This is a genomic window from Marinobacter sp. Hex_13 (assembly GCF_001566815.1).
Taxonomy (GTDB): domain Bacteria; phylum Pseudomonadota; class Gammaproteobacteria; order Pseudomonadales; family Oleiphilaceae; genus Marinobacter; species Marinobacter salarius.
The window spans coordinates 193,407-211,216 of the sequence record NZ_LSMM01000001.1; the positions used below are offsets into that span (position 1 = coordinate 193,407).

General features: G+C 58.4%; 24 protein-coding genes. 14 read left to right on the forward strand and 10 right to left on the reverse strand.

Annotated features, from left to right (window positions below; translation table 11 throughout):
• Positions 1-78: 78 nt before the first annotated feature.
• Positions 79-1,197, reverse strand: a complete 1,119-nt coding sequence (locus AXW11_RS00950) for a GGDEF domain-containing protein (protein WP_051946617.1) — start codon at positions 1,195-1,197, stop codon at positions 79-81.
• A 176-nt stretch (positions 1,198-1,373) separates the two neighbouring features.
• Between AXW11_RS00950 and AXW11_RS00955 the strand changes: the two genes are divergently transcribed.
• Together AXW11_RS00955 and AXW11_RS00960 are read left to right on the forward strand one after the other, a co-directional pair.
• Positions 1,374-1,769, forward strand: a complete 396-nt coding sequence (locus tag AXW11_RS00955) for a DUF2784 domain-containing protein (protein ID WP_036204458.1) — start codon at positions 1,374-1,376, stop codon at positions 1,767-1,769.
• Between the two features lie 34 nt (positions 1,770-1,803).
• Positions 1,804-2,841 carry a sodium:calcium antiporter gene (locus AXW11_RS00960; protein WP_036204460.1) on the forward strand — a complete coding sequence of 346 codons (1,038 nt, stop codon included), beginning with the start codon at positions 1,804-1,806 and terminating at the stop codon, positions 2,839-2,841.
• On the opposite strand, the gene AXW11_RS00965 is transcribed toward AXW11_RS00960, so the two are convergent.
• Positions 2,838-3,341 (reverse strand): C40 family peptidase, encoded by a 504-nt coding sequence (locus AXW11_RS00965; RefSeq protein ID WP_091641685.1) that lies wholly within the window; start codon positions 3,339-3,341, stop codon positions 2,838-2,840. The two genes, AXW11_RS00960 and AXW11_RS00965, sit on opposite strands and share 4 nt — an antisense overlap.
• Before the next feature lie 159 nt (positions 3,342-3,500).
• Here AXW11_RS00965 and AXW11_RS00970 point away from each other — a divergent pair, with 159 nt between their 5' ends.
• The 7 genes from AXW11_RS00970 to AXW11_RS01000 all read left to right on the forward strand — a co-directional run bounded on the left by AXW11_RS00970 (position 3,501) and on the right by AXW11_RS01000 (position 9,250).
• Positions 3,501-5,069, forward strand: coding sequence for a bifunctional GNAT family N-acetyltransferase/carbon-nitrogen hydrolase family protein (locus AXW11_RS00970; RefSeq protein WP_036204463.1), 1,569 nt, complete (start codon positions 3,501-3,503; stop codon positions 5,067-5,069).
• 19 nt (positions 5,070-5,088) lie between these two features.
• On the forward strand, positions 5,089-6,888 hold the full coding sequence (locus tag AXW11_RS00975) for an intermembrane phospholipid transport YdbH family protein (RefSeq protein ID WP_177190600.1): 1,800 nt from the start codon (positions 5,089-5,091) through the stop codon (positions 6,886-6,888).
• A gap of 5 nt (positions 6,889-6,893) precedes the next feature.
• Positions 6,894-7,112, forward strand: coding sequence for a YnbE family lipoprotein (locus tag AXW11_RS00980; RefSeq protein WP_051946621.1), 219 nt, complete (start codon positions 6,894-6,896; stop codon positions 7,110-7,112).
• A gap of 29 nt (positions 7,113-7,141) precedes the next feature.
• Positions 7,142-7,486 (forward strand): YdbL family probable chaperone protein, encoded by a 345-nt coding sequence (locus AXW11_RS00985; RefSeq protein WP_091641902.1) that lies wholly within the window; start codon positions 7,142-7,144, stop codon positions 7,484-7,486.
• On the forward strand, positions 7,487-8,161 hold the full coding sequence (locus tag AXW11_RS00990; RefSeq protein ID WP_075195877.1) for a polyamine aminopropyltransferase: 675 nt from the start codon (positions 7,487-7,489) through the stop codon (positions 8,159-8,161). It begins immediately after the preceding gene.
• Between the two features lie 136 nt (positions 8,162-8,297).
• Positions 8,298-8,831: a hypothetical protein gene (locus AXW11_RS00995; RefSeq protein ID WP_041335843.1), complete on the forward strand. Its 534-nt coding sequence runs from the start codon at positions 8,298-8,300 to the stop codon at positions 8,829-8,831.
• A gap of 23 nt (positions 8,832-8,854) precedes the next feature.
• Positions 8,855-9,250, forward strand: a complete 396-nt coding sequence (locus AXW11_RS01000; protein ID WP_085681383.1) for a hypothetical protein — start codon at positions 8,855-8,857, stop codon at positions 9,248-9,250.
• On the opposite strand, the gene AXW11_RS01005 is transcribed toward AXW11_RS01000, so the two are convergent.
• The 3 genes from AXW11_RS01005 to AXW11_RS01015 all read right to left on the reverse strand — a co-directional run bounded on the left by AXW11_RS01005 (position 9,247) and on the right by AXW11_RS01015 (position 11,200).
• On the reverse strand, positions 9,247-10,107 hold the full coding sequence (locus tag AXW11_RS01005; protein WP_075195875.1) for a PA4780 family RIO1-like protein kinase: 861 nt from the start codon (positions 10,105-10,107) through the stop codon (positions 9,247-9,249). The two genes, AXW11_RS01000 and AXW11_RS01005, sit on opposite strands and share 4 nt — an antisense overlap.
• Positions 10,108-10,214: 107 nt before the next feature.
• Positions 10,215-10,583, reverse strand: coding sequence for a ribbon-helix-helix domain-containing protein (locus AXW11_RS01010; protein ID WP_036205757.1), 369 nt, complete (start codon positions 10,581-10,583; stop codon positions 10,215-10,217).
• Between the two features lie 47 nt (positions 10,584-10,630).
• Positions 10,631-11,200 carry a DJ-1/PfpI family protein gene (locus AXW11_RS01015; RefSeq protein WP_041335849.1) on the reverse strand — a complete coding sequence of 190 codons (570 nt, stop codon included), beginning with the start codon at positions 11,198-11,200 and terminating at the stop codon, positions 10,631-10,633.
• A gap of 140 nt (positions 11,201-11,340) precedes the next feature.
• On the opposite strand from AXW11_RS01015, the gene AXW11_RS01020 reads away from it, so the two are divergent.
• Together AXW11_RS01020 and arfB are read left to right on the forward strand one after the other, a co-directional pair.
• Complete coding sequence (locus AXW11_RS01020) at positions 11,341-12,333, forward strand: CobW family GTP-binding protein (RefSeq protein ID WP_091641680.1); 993 nt, start codon at positions 11,341-11,343, stop codon at positions 12,331-12,333.
• Complete coding sequence (gene arfB / locus AXW11_RS01025) at positions 12,327-12,740, forward strand: alternative ribosome rescue aminoacyl-tRNA hydrolase ArfB (RefSeq protein WP_091641678.1); 414 nt, start codon at positions 12,327-12,329, stop codon at positions 12,738-12,740. Before AXW11_RS01020 ends, arfB begins: the two co-directional genes overlap by 7 nt.
• A gap of 13 nt (positions 12,741-12,753) precedes the next feature.
• Here arfB and soxR read toward each other — a convergent pair whose 3' ends face one another.
• Positions 12,754-13,218 carry a redox-sensitive transcriptional activator SoxR gene (gene soxR / locus AXW11_RS01030; RefSeq protein WP_091641675.1) on the reverse strand — a complete coding sequence of 155 codons (465 nt, stop codon included), beginning with the start codon at positions 13,216-13,218 and terminating at the stop codon, positions 12,754-12,756.
• An 89-nt stretch (positions 13,219-13,307) separates the two neighbouring features.
• Here soxR and AXW11_RS01035 point away from each other — a divergent pair, with 89 nt between their 5' ends.
• Positions 13,308-13,940 carry an MBL fold metallo-hydrolase gene (locus AXW11_RS01035; RefSeq protein ID WP_041335856.1) on the forward strand — a complete coding sequence of 211 codons (633 nt, stop codon included), beginning with the start codon at positions 13,308-13,310 and terminating at the stop codon, positions 13,938-13,940.
• 1 nt (position 13,941) lies between these two features.
• On the opposite strand, the gene AXW11_RS01040 is transcribed toward AXW11_RS01035, so the two are convergent.
• The 3 genes from AXW11_RS01040 to AXW11_RS01050 form a co-directional block, all read right to left on the reverse strand.
• Positions 13,942-14,295, reverse strand: a complete 354-nt coding sequence (locus tag AXW11_RS01040) for a DUF1428 domain-containing protein (protein WP_036204482.1) — start codon at positions 14,293-14,295, stop codon at positions 13,942-13,944.
• A 16-nt stretch (positions 14,296-14,311) separates the two neighbouring features.
• A complete protein-coding gene (locus AXW11_RS01045) occupies positions 14,312-14,671 on the reverse strand; it encodes a YciI family protein (RefSeq protein WP_007151921.1) in 360 nt (119 codons plus the stop codon).
• A 79-nt stretch (positions 14,672-14,750) separates the two neighbouring features.
• Positions 14,751-15,977, reverse strand: a complete 1,227-nt coding sequence (locus tag AXW11_RS01050; RefSeq protein ID WP_091641672.1) for an RNA polymerase sigma factor — start codon at positions 15,975-15,977, stop codon at positions 14,751-14,753.
• 107 nt (positions 15,978-16,084) lie between these two features.
• On the opposite strand from AXW11_RS01050, the gene AXW11_RS01055 reads away from it, so the two are divergent.
• Both AXW11_RS01055 and AXW11_RS01060 read left to right on the forward strand, forming a co-directional pair.
• Positions 16,085-16,462 (forward strand): thiol-disulfide oxidoreductase DCC family protein, encoded by a 378-nt coding sequence (locus tag AXW11_RS01055; RefSeq protein WP_091641670.1) that lies wholly within the window; start codon positions 16,085-16,087, stop codon positions 16,460-16,462.
• A 77-nt stretch (positions 16,463-16,539) separates the two neighbouring features.
• Entirely contained in the window at positions 16,540-16,857 is a 318-nt protein-coding gene (locus AXW11_RS01060) for a putative signal transducing protein (protein WP_036204490.1), read from the forward strand.
• 57 nt (positions 16,858-16,914) lie between these two features.
• On the opposite strand, the gene AXW11_RS01065 is transcribed toward AXW11_RS01060, so the two are convergent.
• Entirely contained in the window at positions 16,915-17,739 is an 825-nt protein-coding gene (locus AXW11_RS01065; protein ID WP_007151916.1) for a DUF6160 family protein, read from the reverse strand.
• Between the last annotated feature and the right edge of the window lie 71 nt (positions 17,740-17,810).

Consider the following 17,810-nt stretch of genomic DNA (forward strand, 5'->3'; position numbering starts at 1 on the left):
TGGCCCGGATCGGTCACGGGTGGTAAATCCAATACGACATCAAGTCGTCCAAAAACGGCAGGGATGCTCGCGTAGCGTTCAGGCCAGTTCGCAGGCCTCCGTAATCACCCGGTTTCGGCCAGCGGCCTTGGCGCGGTATAGCATGGCGTCGGCCCGGCTGATGGCATCCTCGATGCCCTGTCCAGGCAGGTACTCGGCAATACCGACGGTGGCAGTCACGGAGACACCCGCGATGGGTGCCCTTTCAATGGCGCGGCGGCAGCGTTGTGCGGCGTGGCGGGCGCTGCGAAGGTCCACGCCCGGTGTGGCGACGAGGAATTCGTCTCCGCCCCAGCGAGCGGCGAGGTCCACTTCACGAACGGTTTTGGAAAGGATAGCGGCAAATTCGCGAATCACCGCATCACCAACTTCGTGGCCGTAGTCATCGTTGATGCTCTTGAATTCGTCAATATCAATCAGAATGATGGTCAGAGGGCGCTGGTATCGGTCTGCCTGGGCGGCTTCGGCAGACAGGAAACGGTCAGCACCCCGGCGGTTTGCCAGGCCGCATAGCGGATCTGTGTTCGCCCAATGGTGCAGGGTTTCAGCTCGCGCAAAGGCACTCCAGGAGCGTTCACGCAGCAGCGTTCCGGCGCTGGTAAGCACCAACAGAACGGTGAGGAACAGATGGATGCGCAGCAGGTATACCCAGTTTTGACAGTGATCGCCTGCTGCCAGGAAGCATTGAGAGACTTCCTGAGTGGTCAGCGCGCCCGAAAACAGCAAGGTCGCGACACCTGTCACCATGCCGCCCCGAAAACCAAGCGCAATAAAACCGCCAACGATCATGATACCCACTGCCCAGTAGTGCCCGCCCGTGAGCAAAAGAAGGTGTTCGCCGAGCGGGTCGCCAACCGCAAAATGCCATGCGAGGCGGCTGAGTATCATCGTACCGACCACGGCAACGAGGGTGATTTCCATGGTTCTGAGCTGCAAGGATCGGCGCCAGAATGCGAAGCCAAGAATGGTGAGAATGACAGAAAAAACAGGGTAGGCGATGGTAATGAACGGGTCGCCCTGTTCCCGGAAGGCCCAACTGAGCATCATGATAGCCACGGTCAGGGCCAGAACGCCAAGATAGGTGCGCCGCCGGTAGGTCTCAAGGCGGTTAAGTTCTATTTTGACGGCTTGGAGATGATTTCCGGGTGCTGGGTCCATAGCGTTTGTAATTCCGTTTATCGCGGGCGCGCTTGGGGCGCCGACATAACCACAGAAGATTGTAGATATTTGCTACAGATATTATCGTGCATTCCGTGCGCGAGTCCACGTTTGCCAACCGATGTTGTCTGGCGGGATCATGGGGACCTGGCAATTTGATAGAGTAGACAGTCGTCATGGGCAACGTTTATCAGATTCTCGCCGATACCGTCCTGACCATTCATCTGCTGGTGGTGGCCTTCGTTCTGTTCGGGTTGGTTCTGGTGCTGGCGGGCAACGGCCTGGGTTGGCGCTGGGTGAACAACTTGTGGTTCCGGCTGGCTCACCTGGGTGCGATTGCCATCGTGGTTGCAGAGGCCTGGCTTGGCATTGTCTGCCCGTTGACCACACTGGAAATATGGCTGCGGTCAAAGGCCGGTATTGATGGCTACACCGGCAGCTTTATCGAGCATTGGCTGCAGCAGATTCTCTATTACGATGCGCCTGCCTGGGTATTCATTGCCGCCTATACGGTATTTGGGCTTGTGGTCGTCGCTACCTGGTGGTGGTTTCCGCCTCGCTCGCGCAGATAGGTGCCATTCTCTCTTTTCCAAGGAGATTTTTAACGTGGAGCTATCGTCTCCCGGAAGCTGGACCCTTCTTCAGGGTAGTCTCGTGTTTTTCGTGTGTGCCGCCATTATCGCGCTGGCCGGCACGCGTATCACACGGGTTGTGGACCAACTCGCTGACCGCACTGGAATAGGAGAGGCTGCTGCGGGCGCGGTGCTTCTGGGGGCATCGACATCCCTGGGTGGGTCGGTGCTGTCGGTGACTGCAGCGTGGCACGGCAACGCGGAACTGGCCGTGAGCAACGCTTTGGGTGGCATTGCTGTCCAGACGTTTTTCCTTGCGGTGGCGGATATGGTTTATCGTCGCGCCAATCTTGAGCATGCGGCTGCGTCTGTGCCGAACATGATGCAGAACGGCTTGCTGATTTGCCTTCTGGCGTTGATCCTGTTCGCGCCCCACCTGCCGGACGTGACGTTCTTCGGTGTTCATCCGGTCACGCCGGTTCTTCTGGGCGCCTACATCTACGGAATATACCTGGTGCGGGACGCATCGGAATCGCCCATGTGGCGGCCTTCAATAACCAGGGACACGCGGCAAGACGAGCCTGACGACGTAACAGCCATGCCGCCGCTGCTGCGGCTTTGGATAGAGTTCCTGGCGCTGATGCTGGTGCTGGGAATTGCAGGCTGGATGCTGGAGCCGGCGGCAACGGTGATTGCAGACAGGGCTAACCTGAGCCAGACCATTGTTGGCGTGATGTTGACGGCGATCAGTACGTCAATTCCCGAGCTGGTGACGTCCATAGCCGCAGTTCGCCGAGGCGCTCTGACCTTGGCCGTAAGCGGTATTATTGGCGGCAACGCGTTCGACACGCTGTTTACTGCAGCCTCCGATATCGCCTACCGGGACGGGTCGATCTACCATGCCATGCCGGAGGATTCGGTATTCTGGGCGGCGCTCACCCTATTGATGTCCGGCGTGCTGATGATGGGATTAATCCGCCGTGAGCGCCACGGTATCGGTCAGATCGGCACAGAAAGCGTGGTTATCATGGTTCTCTATCTGCTGGGCGTGGTGTTGCTATTGGCGGGCTAGTCAAACCGTCTTGCCTGGCTGAAACGATCCCGCCAGTAGTATCCGTTGAGGGACGAGCGGGTAACGCCGATGGAGGTCGAGGAATGAATGAAGCTGTCACCACCCATGTAGATGCCAGCATGCTGGTCCTTGCCTTTGATACGGAAAAACACCAGGTCGCCAGCACGCAGCTGGTCACGCCCGACCACGTCACCGGATGCCAGCATCTGTGAGGTTGTACGGGGTAACTGACGGCCGAGGGCTTCATCGAAGGCAGTGGCGATGAAGCCAGAGCAATCGAAGCCATTGGCTGAGGCGCCACCGTAGCGATAGGGCGTGCCTTCGTAACGCTCGAATACCTGCCATAACCGATCTGCTGTCGCCGCATCCTCGGGTGTGGCGTTGTGAGGGGGCTGCCAGGTGGTGCCATTCGTTGGAGGCAGGTTCTGGTTACTGGCGCAGCCTGCGAGGCCGACGGCCATCAGGATTGCGAGCATCGGAAGCACTGGGCGCCGATTCATGGGAAAGCCTCTAATCGTTTTACATGGGCCTACTCTAAAAGGCCTGGCGCCGGTTTGTCAGGTTAAAGTTTGCTTCGATTTGTTTTCTGCAGAGGCCACTTGACGGCTCGAGGACATTTCGCGAACTATGCCTTTAGGCTTCCAGCTTCCGAGGTTTCCATGAGTCCTCCCTTTTCAGACAAGACACAGCGCCTGTACGTAAGAAACGCCACCCTTGGCGATATACCGGGAATCATCGCCCTGAGCCGCCGGGTGTACGCGGGCACAGGGATGTATGGCTACACCGCTGGCCCCCTGACAGGGCAGATCAACACCTTTCCTGAGGGCCAGTTTGTCGCCATGCTGGGTGACCGCGTGGTGGGGTATTGCGCCACGTTTCGTATTGGTGAAGACGTTGCATTGGCGCCCCATGACTGGACAGAAATTACCGGTAATGGTTATGCATCGCGCCACGACCCGGAAGGGGAGTGGCTGTACGGCATGGAGGTGTGTGTAGACCCCGACTGCCGTGGCTACCGGATTGGTGAGCGCCTGTACAACGAACGTAAAACGCTCTGCCAGGCGCTGGAATTGCAGGGCGTTGTGTTCGCGGGCAGGTTACCGACACTGGCCAAACGCCTGAAGAAGTTTGAATCGGTGGAAGAGTACGTGGAGGCGGTGAAATCGAAAAAGCAGCGGGACCCGGTACTGTCGTTCCAATTACACAACGGTTTTGAAATCCACGGCATTATTCCGCACTACCTGGATGCTGACCACGCTTCCCTGGGTTACGGTATCCACCTGACCTGGCGGAATCCCAAGGTGGCCCGCAACGGCGACAACGGCAAGCGCAAGCGATACGGCCGGCGAATGCCCGACACCGTTCGGATCGGCACGGTCCAGTACCAGCAGCGCCGGGTGGCATCGTTTGAAGAATTCAGCGACATCGTCCGGTACTTTGTGGATGTGGTGTCCACCTACAAAGGTGATTTCGTAGTGTTCCCGGAGTTGTTCACGCTGCAATTGCTGTCCATTGAAAGCCGTGAAGGGACCCCGGCGGAAGCCATCGAAGCGGTGACGGAATATGCCGAACCTTTCCGCAACCTGATGCGCGATCTGGCCCTGAGGCACAACATCAACATTATCGGTGGCTCCACGCCGGTCAAGGAAGAGGACGGCCGGGTTCGCAATGTTGCCTATGTCTTCCTGAGAGACGGACAGGTGTTCTCGCAGCCCAAGATTCACCCCACGCCGAACGAAGCCTATTGGTGGAATATCACCGGTGGCAGCCGTGTCACTGCCATTGAAACCGATTGCGGCCCCATTGGGGTCCTGGTTTGCTACGATGCGGAGTTTCCCGAGCTGACGCGTCATCTGGTGGACCAGGGTATCCAGATCCTGTTCGTGCCTTTCTGTACCGATGAGCGCCAGAGTTATCTGAGGGTACGGTACTGTTGTCAGGCCCGTGCGGTGGAGAACCAGCTGTTCGTGGTCATGTCCGGCAATGTCGGCAACCTGCCCAAAGTGCCCAACATGGAGTTGCAGTACGGCCAGAGTTGCATCCTGACACCCTGTGATTTTCCCTTTGCCCGTGATGGCATCGCCGCGGATACCACGCCGAATGTGGAGACCGTCGCCTTTGCCGATCTACGGCCGGAAACACTGCTTACCGCCCGCAACAGCGGTACCGTGAAGAACCTCAAGGATCGCCGCCACGACCTGTACACGGTGAACTGGCGCGGACACTGACCCATTGATGGCTGCTTTCATGACATTACGCCGATGCCTGCTACTGCTTCTGAGCCTGATTGTCATGTTGTCGATGGCGGGAGGCCTGCACGCCCTTGTGGCGTGGGAGACCTGGCGGAAGGCCAACGGCATCAGCAACCTTGAATGGCGATGGGGTGACGTCTCGCTGGCGGGCCTGCGACTGGACCGTTTGTCTGCGACCCAGAGCCGGGAAGGGCAGCGCTATCACATGGTGGGGAAGCAACTGTCGCTGGCCTGGAGCTGGCACTGGTATGGTCCCATGCCCGAGGCCATTGTGATCGAACAACTGGCACTGACTCTGCCGCAAGGTGTCCATGCGGAAGGCGATCTGACAATATCAAAGCCCCTGGAACCCGGTGAACGGCAACTCACCACCAGCGCCATGAAGATCGAAGGTCGCTTGGCTGAACGGGCCCTCGCTGGCTGGACCATAGGTGATGGCCGGATAAACCTGACGGTCAGCGGTACAGCCAGCGAGCGGTCTGCAACACTAACCCTCGGTGAACAAAGCCGCGTCGAGTTCGACGACATTGCCGCGCCCGGTAAGGATTCCCGGTTGGATGGCCTGTGGGTCAACCTGGCCGGTGTGACTCTGGTCGGGGAGTATCAGCTTGCCCCCATGGCATTGGAGCGTCTTGCGGTCGAGGGGCCGTTTGAGGCGACCGTCGCCACCATTCACCACCCCCAGTTGCTTCCCCAGCCCTGGCGATTCGATGGGCAGCTGGACGGCACCCTCAGCGAATTGAAGATCGACGGCAGGCTTTCGTCGGACGCCGGCGTCGATGCTGACATGGACATGAACTATCCGTTCGAAGGGATACCGGCGCTTGAGGTGAGCATGAACGCTGCCGGAGCAAGTGGCGGTCGCGCGCTGGCGGATACGTTCACCGCGTGGCCAGCGGCGCTCGAGGTGAGTGACGGCCGCGTCGAGGCGGCCCTGAGTGCGCGCTTCCCATCTCAGGGCTTCCGCGTTCAGGGAGATCTTGTTTTCGATAATCTTGATGGATTGTACGACCGGACGGCCTGGACCGGTCTCGACGGCAGGGTGAATCTGAACCTGGACAATGACCACGTAAATGTTCGGACCTCCGACCTGGTATTGGATGCCCTCAATCCTGGCATCGCCTTGCGCGATGTGCGGGTCGCCGGCCTCTATCGCTCACCCCGGGATCAGATCGCCAACGGTACCCTCGTTCTGGACCAGGCCTCTTCCGAACTTCTGGGTGGTGAGGTTCGGGTCACACCCGGAGAATGGCAACTCGCTGACATGCCGCTGCGGATTTCCCTTGAACTCAGCGGCATTGAGCTGGCGAAACTGATGCAGGTATACCCCGCCGAGGGGTTGGCGGGCAGTGGTTTGCTTCAGGGCGCCATTCCGGTCCGGGTTGGTCCGGAGGGTGTGAGCATTGATGCCGGGCAGGTCCAGGCGGTGGCCCCTGGCGGCACGCTGAAACTGCCAGCCGATCGATTGAAGGGGATGGCCCAGGGTAACCAGGCGATGGCACTGGTGGTCCAGGCCATGGAAAACTTTCACTACTCGGTTCTCAACAGCACGATAGACTACGCTCAGGATGGTACCCTTATGCTGGGATTGCGGTTGGAAGGTAGCAGCCCTGAAGTACGAGATGGTCATCCCATTGTCCTGAATATCAATCTGGAAGAGGACATTCCAGCGTTGCTGACCAGCCTGCAACTGAGTGGCCGGGTCAATGAAGCCGTGACAGAAAAAGTGCGCAACCTGATACGGGAGCGGGACGCGCAACGTCAATCCACCGGGGCGGGAAACAATCAGGAGTAAGGAATATGGTCGCATTTGGGCCGGGCGGTTTGTCCGGAAAAGGTGGTTACACGCTGGTGCTGCTGGCACTGGCCCTGGGTATGGCAGCCTGCACGCCTACGGTCAGAATGGAGGCGCCCAAGGAGCCCATCACCGTGAACCTGAACGTCAAGATCCAGCATGAAATCTACGTGAAGGTGGATGAAGAGGTGGATGAACTCTTCGGCGAGAAGGGGTTGTTCTGATGGTCAATTCTGAATCCAGGGAGTCACTCATGAAACGGTTTTCCAAACTCGGTGCGTTTTTCCTCGTGCTTTGCCTGGCACTACCGGCCGCGGCCATGGGGCTGCAAGAGGCCAAAAACCAGCTGGATACCGCCAAACAGCAAGGGCTGGTAGGGGAAACCCCAACGGGTTATCTGGATGTGGTCAAGGCAAGCGGAAACGCCCAGGGAATTGTCGACGCCATCAACCAGGCACGTCGGGATGAATACGCCCGCATTGCGGAGAAACACGATATTCCTGTCACCCAGGTGGAAACGGTGGCCGGCCAGAAAGCACTGGAAAGAACACCATCCGGGCAGTACATCCTGAAGGATGGCCAGTGGGTTAAAAAATAGATGGGCCGCTTCCAGGAAATCGGTACAGCGACGATTCCCGGTAACGGGACCCGGTTGCGACTGCTGCAACGCAATGATGAGTTCTCTATCAAGATTGCCGGTACCACCGGTGAGCTGATGAACAGCCGCCTGCATGGCTCGGAGGACGCGCTGGCCACGCTCGCCTGCGAGCGTATCGGCGGCGTGGCTGGGCCCCGGGTATTGATTGGTGGGCTGGGCATGGGGTTCACGTTGGCTGCGGCGTTGTCGGCTCTGGCAGAGGATGCCAGGGTAACCGTGGCGGAGCTCGTACCCGAGGTCGAGGACTGGAACCGGGGGCCGCTGGGCGCTGCCGCCGGGTATCCACTGAACGATGCTCGTGCCAGTGTTCATGTGGGCGATGTGGCGGAGTTGCTGAGAGAAGGCGATGGCAACTGGGATGCCATCCTGCTGGATGTGGACAACGGCCCGGAAGGGCTCACCCGCAAGGAGAATAACTGGATTTACTCCCCGGACGGTATTGCAGCTGCCCAGAAGTCTCTTAGCCCCGACGGCGTACTGGCCTATTGGTCCGCCGGCCCGGAGCATGCATTCACCGAAAGGCTGCGCCGCGCGGGCTTCTCCGTAGAGCCGGTTACGGTCAGGGCTTTGCGACCGGGCAAGGGCGCACGCCACGTGATCTGGCTGGCCTGGTAGAGCGGGCCCTCCGAGGGCCTTATTGCTGGATGGTCATTCGAAATACAGGTATGTGTGTTGTATGTTTGTGGATAGAGGGGCGATGCTCCACAGCAAAAGCCCCATCCATTCGCTGAAAGACTCAGGAGGTATTGTCATGAAACCCTCAATGAGTTTGACCGGTGAGCACGAAAGCCACAAAGTGGCTGCCGTTTTCGAGACAGAGTCAGATGCCAATGGAACGGCAAAAGCATTGTGCAACGAGACCAGCCTGACCAATGATCAGGTATCCGTGCTGAGCCCCGCGGACCGGCGCCAGGGAAAAGAACTTGAACCTGAAGACCAGGGTATCTGGCAGACGCTTGTGCGTTCCCATGTGGGTCTGAGTGTCGGCGGTGCCGTGTCGGGTTTTGTCGTCTATGTGATACTGAATGCCCTTGGCATTGGCTTTATTTCGCAGAATACGGTGGTTTCAGCGTCTGCGCTCACCGCGCTTGGTTTGATGCTCGGGCTATTGCTCGCAGGGGGCATAACAATCCGCCCGGACCATACACCCTATCTGATGAAGGCACAGTCAGCATTGCGCAAGGGCCATTACGTATTGGCCATTCATGCAGAAAGCACACAACAGATTCAGGAAGCAAAGTCGCTTCTGCGCGCCCGGAATGTTAAAACAGTGCAGACCTTGTGATGTAACCGACCGGGATTCTGTGTATGGAAGATCTGAAGCGTTCGCGGGTAACTATTGTCGCCGTCAGCGCCGTTGTTCTGTTTTTTCTCACCAACTATCTGGCGCGCTTCCTGTTCGGGCTGACAGGGGTGGTGGTTTCCGTGGTGATCGCAGCATTGATTGCGGCCTACATCGGCTGGTCGGTGGCCCGGGTATTGAAACGGGTGCCGACCAGTGAAGAGCGCGGGCGCGTGCTGTGGGCCTATGGCGGCTTTCTCGGCGCACTGTTCGTGGCCTGGGGTGCCTATGTGGGCCTGTCTGCCGGGCTGGATTCCTCGGGAGTACTGTTCCTGCTTAGTCATTACCTGCCGTACCCGGCGCTGGCCCACCTGATGTTGTCAGACCGTATGGCAGCCCGGTTCGTGGGGAAGGCCGGTTAGTCGTCGCCGGCCTCGGCATCCCTCAGGCGTTCCAGACGTTCGCGCTCTTCCTCTTTCGCGGCATCAATAACCGCCATCAGCTCGTCCACATCCGCGCTTTCCGTGTCGTGCTCGAAACACCCGGTCAGCCGGCTGTCGGGGTGCAGGTCGCCGGACTCATAGAGCGCCCAGATTTCCTTGCCATAATCCGTGTTCAACAGTTCAGGGGCGAAGCGGCCAAAATAACGGCGCATGTTGTCCACGTCCCGTTCCAGCATTCTTTCCGCGCTGTTGTTGCCAGAAGCATTAACCGCCTGCGGCAGGTCGATGATGACCGGGCCAGTGGCATCGACCAGTACATTGAACTCTGACAGGTCGCCATGGATCAGGCCGGCGCTGAGCATGCGCACCACGTCAGCAATGACTTTGCTGTGAAAATCCCGGGCCTGCTCCGGCGTGAGTGTGACATCGTCCAGCCGTGGCGCTGCTTTGCCGTCTTCGTCGGCAATCATCTCCATCAGCAGCACGCCATCCACGAACCCAAACGGTTCTGGTACTCGCACGCCCGCGCCTGCCAAACGATAAAGGGCGTCCACCTCGGCGTTCAGCCAGGCGTCTTCCTGTTCCTTTTGCCCGTAGCGGGTTTTCTTGCCCATGGCGCGGGCGCGACGGCTGTTACGAACCTTACGGCCTTCCTGGTATTGAACGGCCTGTTTGAAGCTACGTTTCTGAGCCTCCTTGTACACCTTGGCGCAGCGAACACTGTCACCGCAGCGCACTACGAACACCTGGGCCTCCTTGCCGCTCATCAACTGGTAGAGCACTTCGTCCACCATGCCGTCATCGACAAGGGGCTGCAATCGTTTGGGTATCTTCATAGATCCTTTCGGTCGGCTGGTTGGGCCTGGCGGGTCATCGGATGTCGACCGGCGTGTATGGGGGCATCTTACCTGAAATTGGTAAAAGACCCCTCATATTCGCGGATTTAGTGCGTGGCTTCGCTGGGAGGCTTCTGGTCCATGTTCCTGGCGAGGATCTTGTCGGCATCCAGGGAGGCGATGGGTATCTGGGTGTCGCGGGGAATATCGCCGCTGAGTTGCAGGGCGACGTATCGCATGGCACAGACCCGCAAAAAGGAGGTGAAGTTGCCCAGGTCATGCCCGGCATCGATGGATTCGTGATAAAGCCTGGTGATCATCTGGGGCAGGTTCATGCCGTCCCGGGCCGCGATTTCTGTGAGTGCGTTCCAGAACGCGTTCTCCATGCGAATACTGGTGACCATGCCGTCGATGCGCAGGGAATGGGTGCGGCTGATCCAGAGTTCGGAATCCGCGTGGACGAAGAGTTTACACATGGTGTGGTCCTCGTGAATCCGGGGCTGCATTGGCAGCCCCGTTTCCGTCACTTGTCCAGCAGTTTGAAAAACTGTGCCAGCCACTGCGGATGCGCTGGCCATGCCGGTGCTGTCACCAGATTACCATCGGTGACCGCGGCGTCAACGTCGATGGCGGCGAAGCGGCCTCCCGCCAGCTCCACTTCCGGTTGGCACGCCGGGTAGGCAGAGCATTCGCGGCCTTCGAGCACACCGGCCGCGGCCAGCAGTTGTGCGCCGTGACAAATGGCCGCCACCGGTTTTTCGGTTTCAAAGAAGTGGCGGACCAGTTTCTTGACGTCGTCGTTCAGGCGTAGGTATTCCGGGGCGCGACCACCGGGTACGACAAGCGCGTCATAATCCGCGGGGTTGAGTCCGGCGAAATCGGCGTTCAGGGCGAAACGATGGCCCGGCTTTTCGGTGTAGGTCTGGTCGCCTTCGAAGTCGTGGATGGCCGTGGCCACGGTGTCTCCTGACTTTTTGTCAGGGCAGACCGCATGCACCGTGTGGCCAACGGCCTGAAGTGCCTGAAAGGGCACCATGGTTTCGTAGTCCTCGGTGAAATCACCTGTGATCATCAGTATTTTTTTACCGTTCATACCCGTCTCCTTGTGCTTGTTGGTGGTAGCCTGAATACAGTATCAGCGGGCGAATCGCAGCGGGTATTAGGGGAATACTACAGTGTTATGTTATAACACTATGTTCTGCCGACCTTTTCAATGAACGACACGGGCGATCTATGACTTCACCAATACCCACCAATCTGGTGCTCGGCTTTCTGGGCGTGGGAAAGACCACCGCCATACTGGACCTGCTGAAAAAAAAGCCGGAAGGGGAGGTGTGGGCGGTTCTGGTGAATGAGTTTGGCGAAGTGGGCATTGATGGCGCCTTGCTGGAAACCGAAGGTGCTTTCGTGCGGGAAGTGCCAGGAGGCTGCATGTGTTGCGTGGCCGGGTTACCGATGCAAATCGGACTCAACCAGTTGATTCATAAAGCCCGCCCAGACCGGTTGCTGATTGAACCCACGGGCCTTGGGCATCCCTCCCAGATTATTGAAACCCTGACGGGAGAGCATTATCAGGATGTGCTTCAACTGGGCCCCGTGCTTTGCCTGGTCGACCCGAGAAGGCTTGAGGAGCAAAAGGTTCTGGAAAACGTACAGTTTCAGGATCAGGTTGCGGCAGCTGATATTGTGATCGCCAATAAAACCGACCTTTGCACACCGGAGCAGGTTGACCGGTTTGATCATTGGGTGGCCGAGCTGCAGCCGGAAAAGACGGCTGTTTTCCACACCCGGCAAGGCCGGTTGGAATCCGTCTGGCTCGACGGGGAGACCGCGCTCTCCGAGGTCAGTACGCCCCACGCGCATCATCACCATGCCTCTTCGGAAGCCTCGCCGGTTCCCGATATCCAGGACGAACCGTGGCAGCGGGTCAGCAACCGTGGGCAGGGGCATTTCAGCGTGGGCTGGCGTGTCCATCCAGACACGGTCTTTTCAGAAACCGCTCTGCTGGCATTATCGCTCGATAGCCGTTTTGTCCGGTTCAAGGCTGTGGCTCAAACCAGTGATGGCTGGCGGACGATCAATATGGCGGACGGCGCGCTGTCGGTATCTGAGTGCGAACCACGAGAACTGTCCCGTCTCGAAGTCATTAGCGAGCAAAGCCTGGACGTTGATGAGCTGGATGCCAGCCTGCGTGAATCTATCGAGAAAACGGGCCTGTCATGCTGAAAATTTCCAATGCGGTGGAACTGGGGGACTGGGAGATCGAGCTTACCCAGATCCGGGCCCAGGGCGCCGGTGGCCAAAACGTCAACAAGGTAGCCTCCGCCGTTCACCTGCGCTTCGACGTCCTCAACTCCAGTTTGCCACCGTTCTATAAAGAGCGGTTGATGCGACTGTCCGATCAGCGCATTAGCAAGGAAGGTGTGATTGTCATCAAGGCGCAGAAATTTCGCACCCTGGAGCTGAACAAGGAAGACGCCCTTGAACGCCTGAAAGCCTTGATTCAGGACGCGGTAAAGCAGCAGAAAGCTCGCCGACCCACGCGCCCCACCAAGGGATCACAGCGTCGGCGCGTGGACAAAAAGACCCGGAAAGGTAAAACCAAGGCACTGCGGGGTAAGGTTTCTCTCTAGCCCTGCCCATCGGCTACTCGTTTTTATCCAGCAATCTCGCGCCAGGGCCTTCATCGCCAAGCTCGTCCCAGGGATTGCGTAGCCGGCAGGCGTCAATGGACAGGCAGCCGCAGCCGATGCAGCTTGTGAGTTGATCCCGAAGTCCGACCAGTAACTCTATGCGGTGATTCAGATCGGACTTCCATTGCTCGGAGAGCCGCTGCCAGTCGTGGGATGTCACGGTGCGGTCGGTCGGCAGGGTTGCCAGGGTTTCGCCGATCTCCGACAACGGAATGCCAAGCCGTTGCGCTACTTTGATAACGGCGATCCGACGCAACACGCCCCGATGGAAGCGTCGCTGGTTTCCGGCATTGCGCCAGCTGTCGATCAGTCCTTTCTTCTCATAGAAGTGTATGGCTGAGACTGCGACTCCACTGCGCTCAGCAACCTCGCCAACGCTCAGGGCTGTTTTAATTTCTCCGTTTTCTATGCTCACCATAGCCAACTCCAATCGCTGGATTTGTTGACCTCAAGCTTACTTCAGGTTTTAAGCTGCTGTCGAACCTGACACAACAACAGGAGGAAGCGATGAGACAGATCCAGACTGATTTGTGGGAAACGGATGTTGAAAGTCCGTTTCCGGGGCTGACAACCCACGCCTATCTACTGACCCGGGACGACGGCAACGTATTGTTCTACAACACAGGCCATCATCACGAGATTGATAGAATGGCAGAGCTTGGTGGTGTCGCCCATCAACTCCTTAGTCATCAGGACGAATTGGGGGAGACGCTGGTGACGATCCATCAACGCTTTGGTGCCACTCTTGGCGGTCATGTCCGAGAGCGGGAGGTGTTCGCCAAGATTCGCGATCCCGACGTTCTGTTTGATCATCGTGAAACCATACTGAACAACATTGAGGTGATCCCGACGCCAGGGCACACACCCGGAAGCACCTGTTTTCAGGTGTTGTCTCCGAGTGGGAAACGTTATCTCTTCACCGGCGATACCCTGTTCCTGTCGGAGTCCGGTGAGTGGCAGGCGGGTTACATCAAGGGTGTCAGCGACAGGGAAGAGCTGGCTCGCAGCGTGAGGTTGCTGGGTACCCTGACACCGGACGTGGTTATCTCCAGTGCATATACTGGCACGTCCGGGTTCAGGGAAGAGACTCCGGATGGCTGGGCGGGGGCCATCGAGAACGCGTTGAAACGGCTGGGGTAGACTACTCGTCCACAACCGTTTCAAATCCGCCATAAATGAGGCGTTTCCCATCGAAGGGCATGGGATTTACATCCGCCTGGATACGGGGGTCTTCCATCACTTTTGGCATGCCCCTGTTCCGGGCCTCGCGTGAGGGCCAGAGTATCCAGGAAAACACCACCGTCTCATCGGGCTTGCACTTCACCGCCATGGGGAACGATGTGACCTCGCCGTCGGGCACATCGTCACCCCAGCACTCCACCAGTTTGAGGGCGCCGTGATCCTTGAACACCACGGCCGCATCGCTGGCGTGTTTGATGTATTGCTCTTTGTTGGCGGTAGGGACCGCCGCTACAAATCCGTCGACATACGTCATGTTGAATCTCCTGGTATCAGTCCTTGGGAGGAAGTTCGCGCGCGGGCCTGACTTCAATGCTGCCAAAGCGCGCAGGGGGGATACGGCTCGCGAGTTGCAGAGCCTCGTTCAGGTCGTTGGCATCCAGCAGGTAGAAACCCGCCAGTTGTTCCTTGGTTTCGGCAAACGGGCCGTCTGAGATCAGCACCTCGTCGTCCCTGACTCTCACCGTTGTAGCCGTGTCGATGGGCTGCAGAGGTTGGCCGGTTACAAACTTGCCCTGACTGGTGAGCTTCTCCACGCCGGCAATACACTCCTGGTTGAGGTCGTGCCACTCCTGTTCCGTCATGTTGTTGATGATGCTTTCCTGGTAGTACACCAGAGCCACGTACTTCATGTGAATCTCCCTTTTTGCGTGTGGTTATCTGTATGTCGTACGGAAGGTGGCTGAATCGACAGCCCGGGAAAATTTTTTATCACGCGCTGTCGAGAGCCGTCAGCCGTCGGCTCAGGTAGCGTTGTTCCGGCCCCTGTTGCGTGAGGGTCAATGCTCTCTGATAAGCAGTGCGGGCGCCTGCGAGATCGCCCGAACGGCGAAAGAGATCGGCGCGTGCGGCGTGATAGAGGTAGTAACTCTGGATGGCTTTGTGGCCGGCCAACTGGTCGAGCAGCTTCAGGCCTTCCTCCGGTGTGTCTCGCATGGCCACCGCCACGGCGTGGTTCAGGGCAATGACCGGGGATGGCTGACGTTGATAGAGAGCCTGATATAGCCTGGCGATACGGGCCCAGTCGGTATCCGAAGCGGTGGCGGCCTTGGCGTGGGCGGCGGCGATGGAAGCCTGAAGGGTATAGGGTGCCGCTGGTGTCAGTTCCAGGGCTCGGGCCAGCCAGGCCAGTCCGGAGCGAATCTGCTCCTGGTCCCAGAGAGCACGGTTCTGGTCCTCCAGGGTTATCAGTTCGCCATTCGCATCCTGGCGAGCATGCCGTCGTGAATCGTGCAGGAGCATCAGCGCCAGCAGGCCGAAGACTTCCCCATCCGGCAGCAATTCGGCCAGTAGTGTGGCCAGGCGGATGGCCTCGCCGGCGAGGCTGATGTTTACAATGGTGTTGCCTTCGCTGGAGGAATAACCCTCGTTGAAGATCAGGTAGACGACCTTCAGGACGCTCTGCAGGCGCTGAGGGAGCTCCTTTCGTTCTGGAACTTCGTAGGGAATGTTCGCTTCACGTATCTTGCGCTTGGCGCGGACAATTCGTTGCGCTGTGGTGGTGGGTTTCTGCAGCAAGGCGCTGGCGACCTGTTCGGTGGTAAGGCTGCATATCTCGCGCAACGTCAGTGCCAGTTGGGCCTCGATGGCAAGGCTCGGGTGGCAACAGGTGAAAATCAGCCGCAGCAGGTCGTCGTCAATGTGGTCGGTGTCCGGCTCTGGGGTGTAGGGCTCGTCCTCGGCGACGCGGGAAAGGTTATCCCGGGCGGTCTGTCGCCGGCGAATGTGGTCAATGCCGCGTCGATGGCCGGTTTTGATCAGCCAGGCCGCAGGGTTGTCAGGAATGCCCTGTTCAGGCCACTGTTTCACCGCAGCGGCGAAGGCCTCCTGCATGGACTCCTCGGCCAGGTCAAAGTCGCCAAGCAGGCGAATGAGCGTGGCCTGCACCCGGCGTGACTCGGTTTGGTAAAGCGCGTTGATACGGCTGGCTATGGTCATAGTCGCTACACCTGGTCCCTTGCGGCGATTTTCTGATTGTTTTGATAACAGTAATCATTGTTTTATCGTGTAATCAAGTGAATGCGATGCAACAAATGGAGAGGGCTATGACCGCATCAGAAGATCGGCTTCGGGTATTTTATGATGGCGCCTGTCCAAGCTGTGTGAGGGATCGCAAATTTTATGAACGGCTGGCGGGCCGAACCGGTGACGCTGTCGAGTGGGTTGATATCACCGGTCGTGACGAAGAGTTGAAACAGCTGGGTATTGACCCGGTTGCAGCACTTCAGGAACTGCATGTTGAAGATGGCCGGGGCAACATTCATCGGGAACTGGATGCCTACATTTTGCTGATGTCGCGGGTGTGGTTGCTGAAGCCACTGGCTTGGCTGATTGGCTTACCGGTGATTCGCCCGGCATTCGCAAAGCTTTATCACCGCTGGGTGGGTGAACGGCTGGAGAGGACCGGTCGACTGCCAAAATAACCCGCGAGAATCGACGAATGTCGTGAAGCAGGCTAGGGTTCAATTAAGACATTCTTGGAAGTGACCGGAGCCTGCCAATGCAAATAGCGTATCGCGCCCGAGATCTGGCCGAAGCCCATATCGTCGCCGGCCTCCTGCAGTCCAGAGGCATCGAGTGTCATGTTGGCGGTCATTACCTGCAAGGGGCCATGGGCGAGATAGGTGCCGCGGGATTTACCAATGTTCATGTCGAGGATGAAGATTACGTCCTGGCTCGTACCCTGGTCGCTGAATACGAATCGGCAAATGCCCCGGAGAGTGCGTCTGCCCATGGAGAGGATCGGGCCAACCGTTACGCCACCTGGTTTCTGCTGTTCCTGGCGGTCGTGATGGTGGTGCTCTTTGGCGCGTTGTAGCGACCGGTCGGAGATTGGGGGCTCCCCGGGCTTGCGCCCGGAGAGCGATGCCGGGTGTCAGTGCCCGTACACCCGCATGGAGGTGTTGCGGATAGCAAGATCATCCAATCCCACCGAACCAATGGAGGTGCCTCCCACCAGCACCTGGCCGATGGACATATCGGCTTCAAAGGTGTTGATGTCGATAGCCAGGCTGTCGGTACCCGCCGCATTTGCATCCTTGTAGATGTCCATGTCCACCAGTGTGAACAGTGGCAGAAGTGAAGGGTTGTCCGGATCGTAACCAGCGCCGGTAATCCGCATGTCACGAATCCCCACTGCCATGAAGGGCACATCCAGTTCCAGCTCATCGATGGCGAACCGGGTGGTCAGGTTGAGGGTGTCCGTGTCGGTATCCACGGTTGCCTGGGCCTGGAGTATAAGACCCTCCGCAGAGAAGTTGTCCGCCAACAACGTGCTCTCGCCGCCGTTGCCCCGCAGTTCCCAGGCGCCGGTACGTACGGCGAAGTCCACGGGCCGTGCGGTGATGGGGAATACGTTGATAATGGCATCGCCATCGTCGGCGACATCCAGTTCAATCTTGATGTTGTCGATCAGATCCGTACTGCTGGTGCCGAAAATGGCATCGCGCCCGGAGGTGAATTCCTCGAACATGTCGATGCGATCCGCACCGCCAATGAAGATGTCGCTGATGCCCAGCGTGCCTTCATCGGTGTAGGTGAACTCGTCCATGGTGACCTGGGTTTCGAGTTCAATGGTAACGCCGGCCTGGCCGGTAATCTGGCCCATGTCGGCGTCGTGCAGTGGTTTGAGTTCGGCATACCCGCTCAGGGGTAGGCCCGCGATGGCTAACACTAACGCTGATTGCTTCAGGCTTTTCATTGTTATCATCCTTCCTGGTGTTGTTATGGTGGTTTGCCGGCACCCGAAAGTGCGGCTACCGGCAAACCGGG

What these genes read in the sequence shown, in the direction of transcription:
- AXW11_RS00950 (WP_051946617.1), bottom strand. Translation starts at nt 1,197, where the DNA reads ATGGACCCAGCACCCGGAAATCATCTCCAAGCCGTCAAAATAGAACTT.
- AXW11_RS00955 (WP_036204458.1), top strand. Translation starts at nt 1,374, where the DNA reads ATGGGCAACGTTTATCAGATTCTCGCCGATACCGTCCTGACCATTCAT.
- AXW11_RS00965 (WP_091641685.1), bottom strand. Translation starts at nt 3,341, where the DNA reads ATGAATCGGCGCCCAGTGCTTCCGATGCTCGCAATCCTGATGGCCGTC.
- AXW11_RS00970 (WP_036204463.1), top strand. Translation starts at nt 3,501, where the DNA reads ATGAGTCCTCCCTTTTCAGACAAGACACAGCGCCTGTACGTAAGAAAC.
- AXW11_RS00975 (WP_177190600.1), top strand. Translation starts at nt 5,089, where the DNA reads ATGACATTACGCCGATGCCTGCTACTGCTTCTGAGCCTGATTGTCATG.
- AXW11_RS00980 (WP_051946621.1), top strand. Translation starts at nt 6,894, where the DNA reads ATGGTCGCATTTGGGCCGGGCGGTTTGTCCGGAAAAGGTGGTTACACG.
- AXW11_RS00985 (WP_091641902.1), top strand. Translation starts at nt 7,142, where the DNA reads ATGAAACGGTTTTCCAAACTCGGTGCGTTTTTCCTCGTGCTTTGCCTG.
- AXW11_RS00990 (WP_075195877.1), top strand. Translation starts at nt 7,487, where the DNA reads ATGGGCCGCTTCCAGGAAATCGGTACAGCGACGATTCCCGGTAACGGG.
- AXW11_RS00995 (WP_041335843.1), top strand. Translation starts at nt 8,298, where the DNA reads ATGAAACCCTCAATGAGTTTGACCGGTGAGCACGAAAGCCACAAAGTG.
- AXW11_RS01000 (WP_085681383.1), top strand. Translation starts at nt 8,855, where the DNA reads ATGGAAGATCTGAAGCGTTCGCGGGTAACTATTGTCGCCGTCAGCGCC.
- AXW11_RS01005 (WP_075195875.1), bottom strand. Translation starts at nt 10,107, where the DNA reads ATGAAGATACCCAAACGATTGCAGCCCCTTGTCGATGACGGCATGGTG.
- AXW11_RS01010 (WP_036205757.1), bottom strand. Translation starts at nt 10,583, where the DNA reads ATGTGTAAACTCTTCGTCCACGCGGATTCCGAACTCTGGATCAGCCGC.
- AXW11_RS01015 (WP_041335849.1), bottom strand. Translation starts at nt 11,200, where the DNA reads ATGAACGGTAAAAAAATACTGATGATCACAGGTGATTTCACCGAGGAC.
- AXW11_RS01020 (WP_091641680.1), top strand. Translation starts at nt 11,341, where the DNA reads ATGACTTCACCAATACCCACCAATCTGGTGCTCGGCTTTCTGGGCGTG.
- arfB (WP_091641678.1), top strand. Translation starts at nt 12,327, where the DNA reads ATGCTGAAAATTTCCAATGCGGTGGAACTGGGGGACTGGGAGATCGAG.
- soxR (WP_091641675.1), bottom strand. Translation starts at nt 13,218, where the DNA reads ATGGTGAGCATAGAAAACGGAGAAATTAAAACAGCCCTGAGCGTTGGC.
- AXW11_RS01035 (WP_041335856.1), top strand. Translation starts at nt 13,308, where the DNA reads ATGAGACAGATCCAGACTGATTTGTGGGAAACGGATGTTGAAAGTCCG.
- AXW11_RS01040 (WP_036204482.1), bottom strand. Translation starts at nt 14,295, where the DNA reads ATGACGTATGTCGACGGATTTGTAGCGGCGGTCCCTACCGCCAACAAA.
- AXW11_RS01045 (WP_007151921.1), bottom strand. Translation starts at nt 14,671, where the DNA reads ATGAAGTACGTGGCTCTGGTGTACTACCAGGAAAGCATCATCAACAAC.
- AXW11_RS01050 (WP_091641672.1), bottom strand. Translation starts at nt 15,977, where the DNA reads ATGACCATAGCCAGCCGTATCAACGCGCTTTACCAAACCGAGTCACGC.
- AXW11_RS01055 (WP_091641670.1), top strand. Translation starts at nt 16,085, where the DNA reads ATGACCGCATCAGAAGATCGGCTTCGGGTATTTTATGATGGCGCCTGT.
- AXW11_RS01060 (WP_036204490.1), top strand. Translation starts at nt 16,540, where the DNA reads ATGCAAATAGCGTATCGCGCCCGAGATCTGGCCGAAGCCCATATCGTC.
- AXW11_RS01065 (WP_007151916.1), bottom strand. Translation starts at nt 17,739, where the DNA reads ATGAAAAGCCTGAAGCAATCAGCGTTAGTGTTAGCCATCGCGGGCCTA.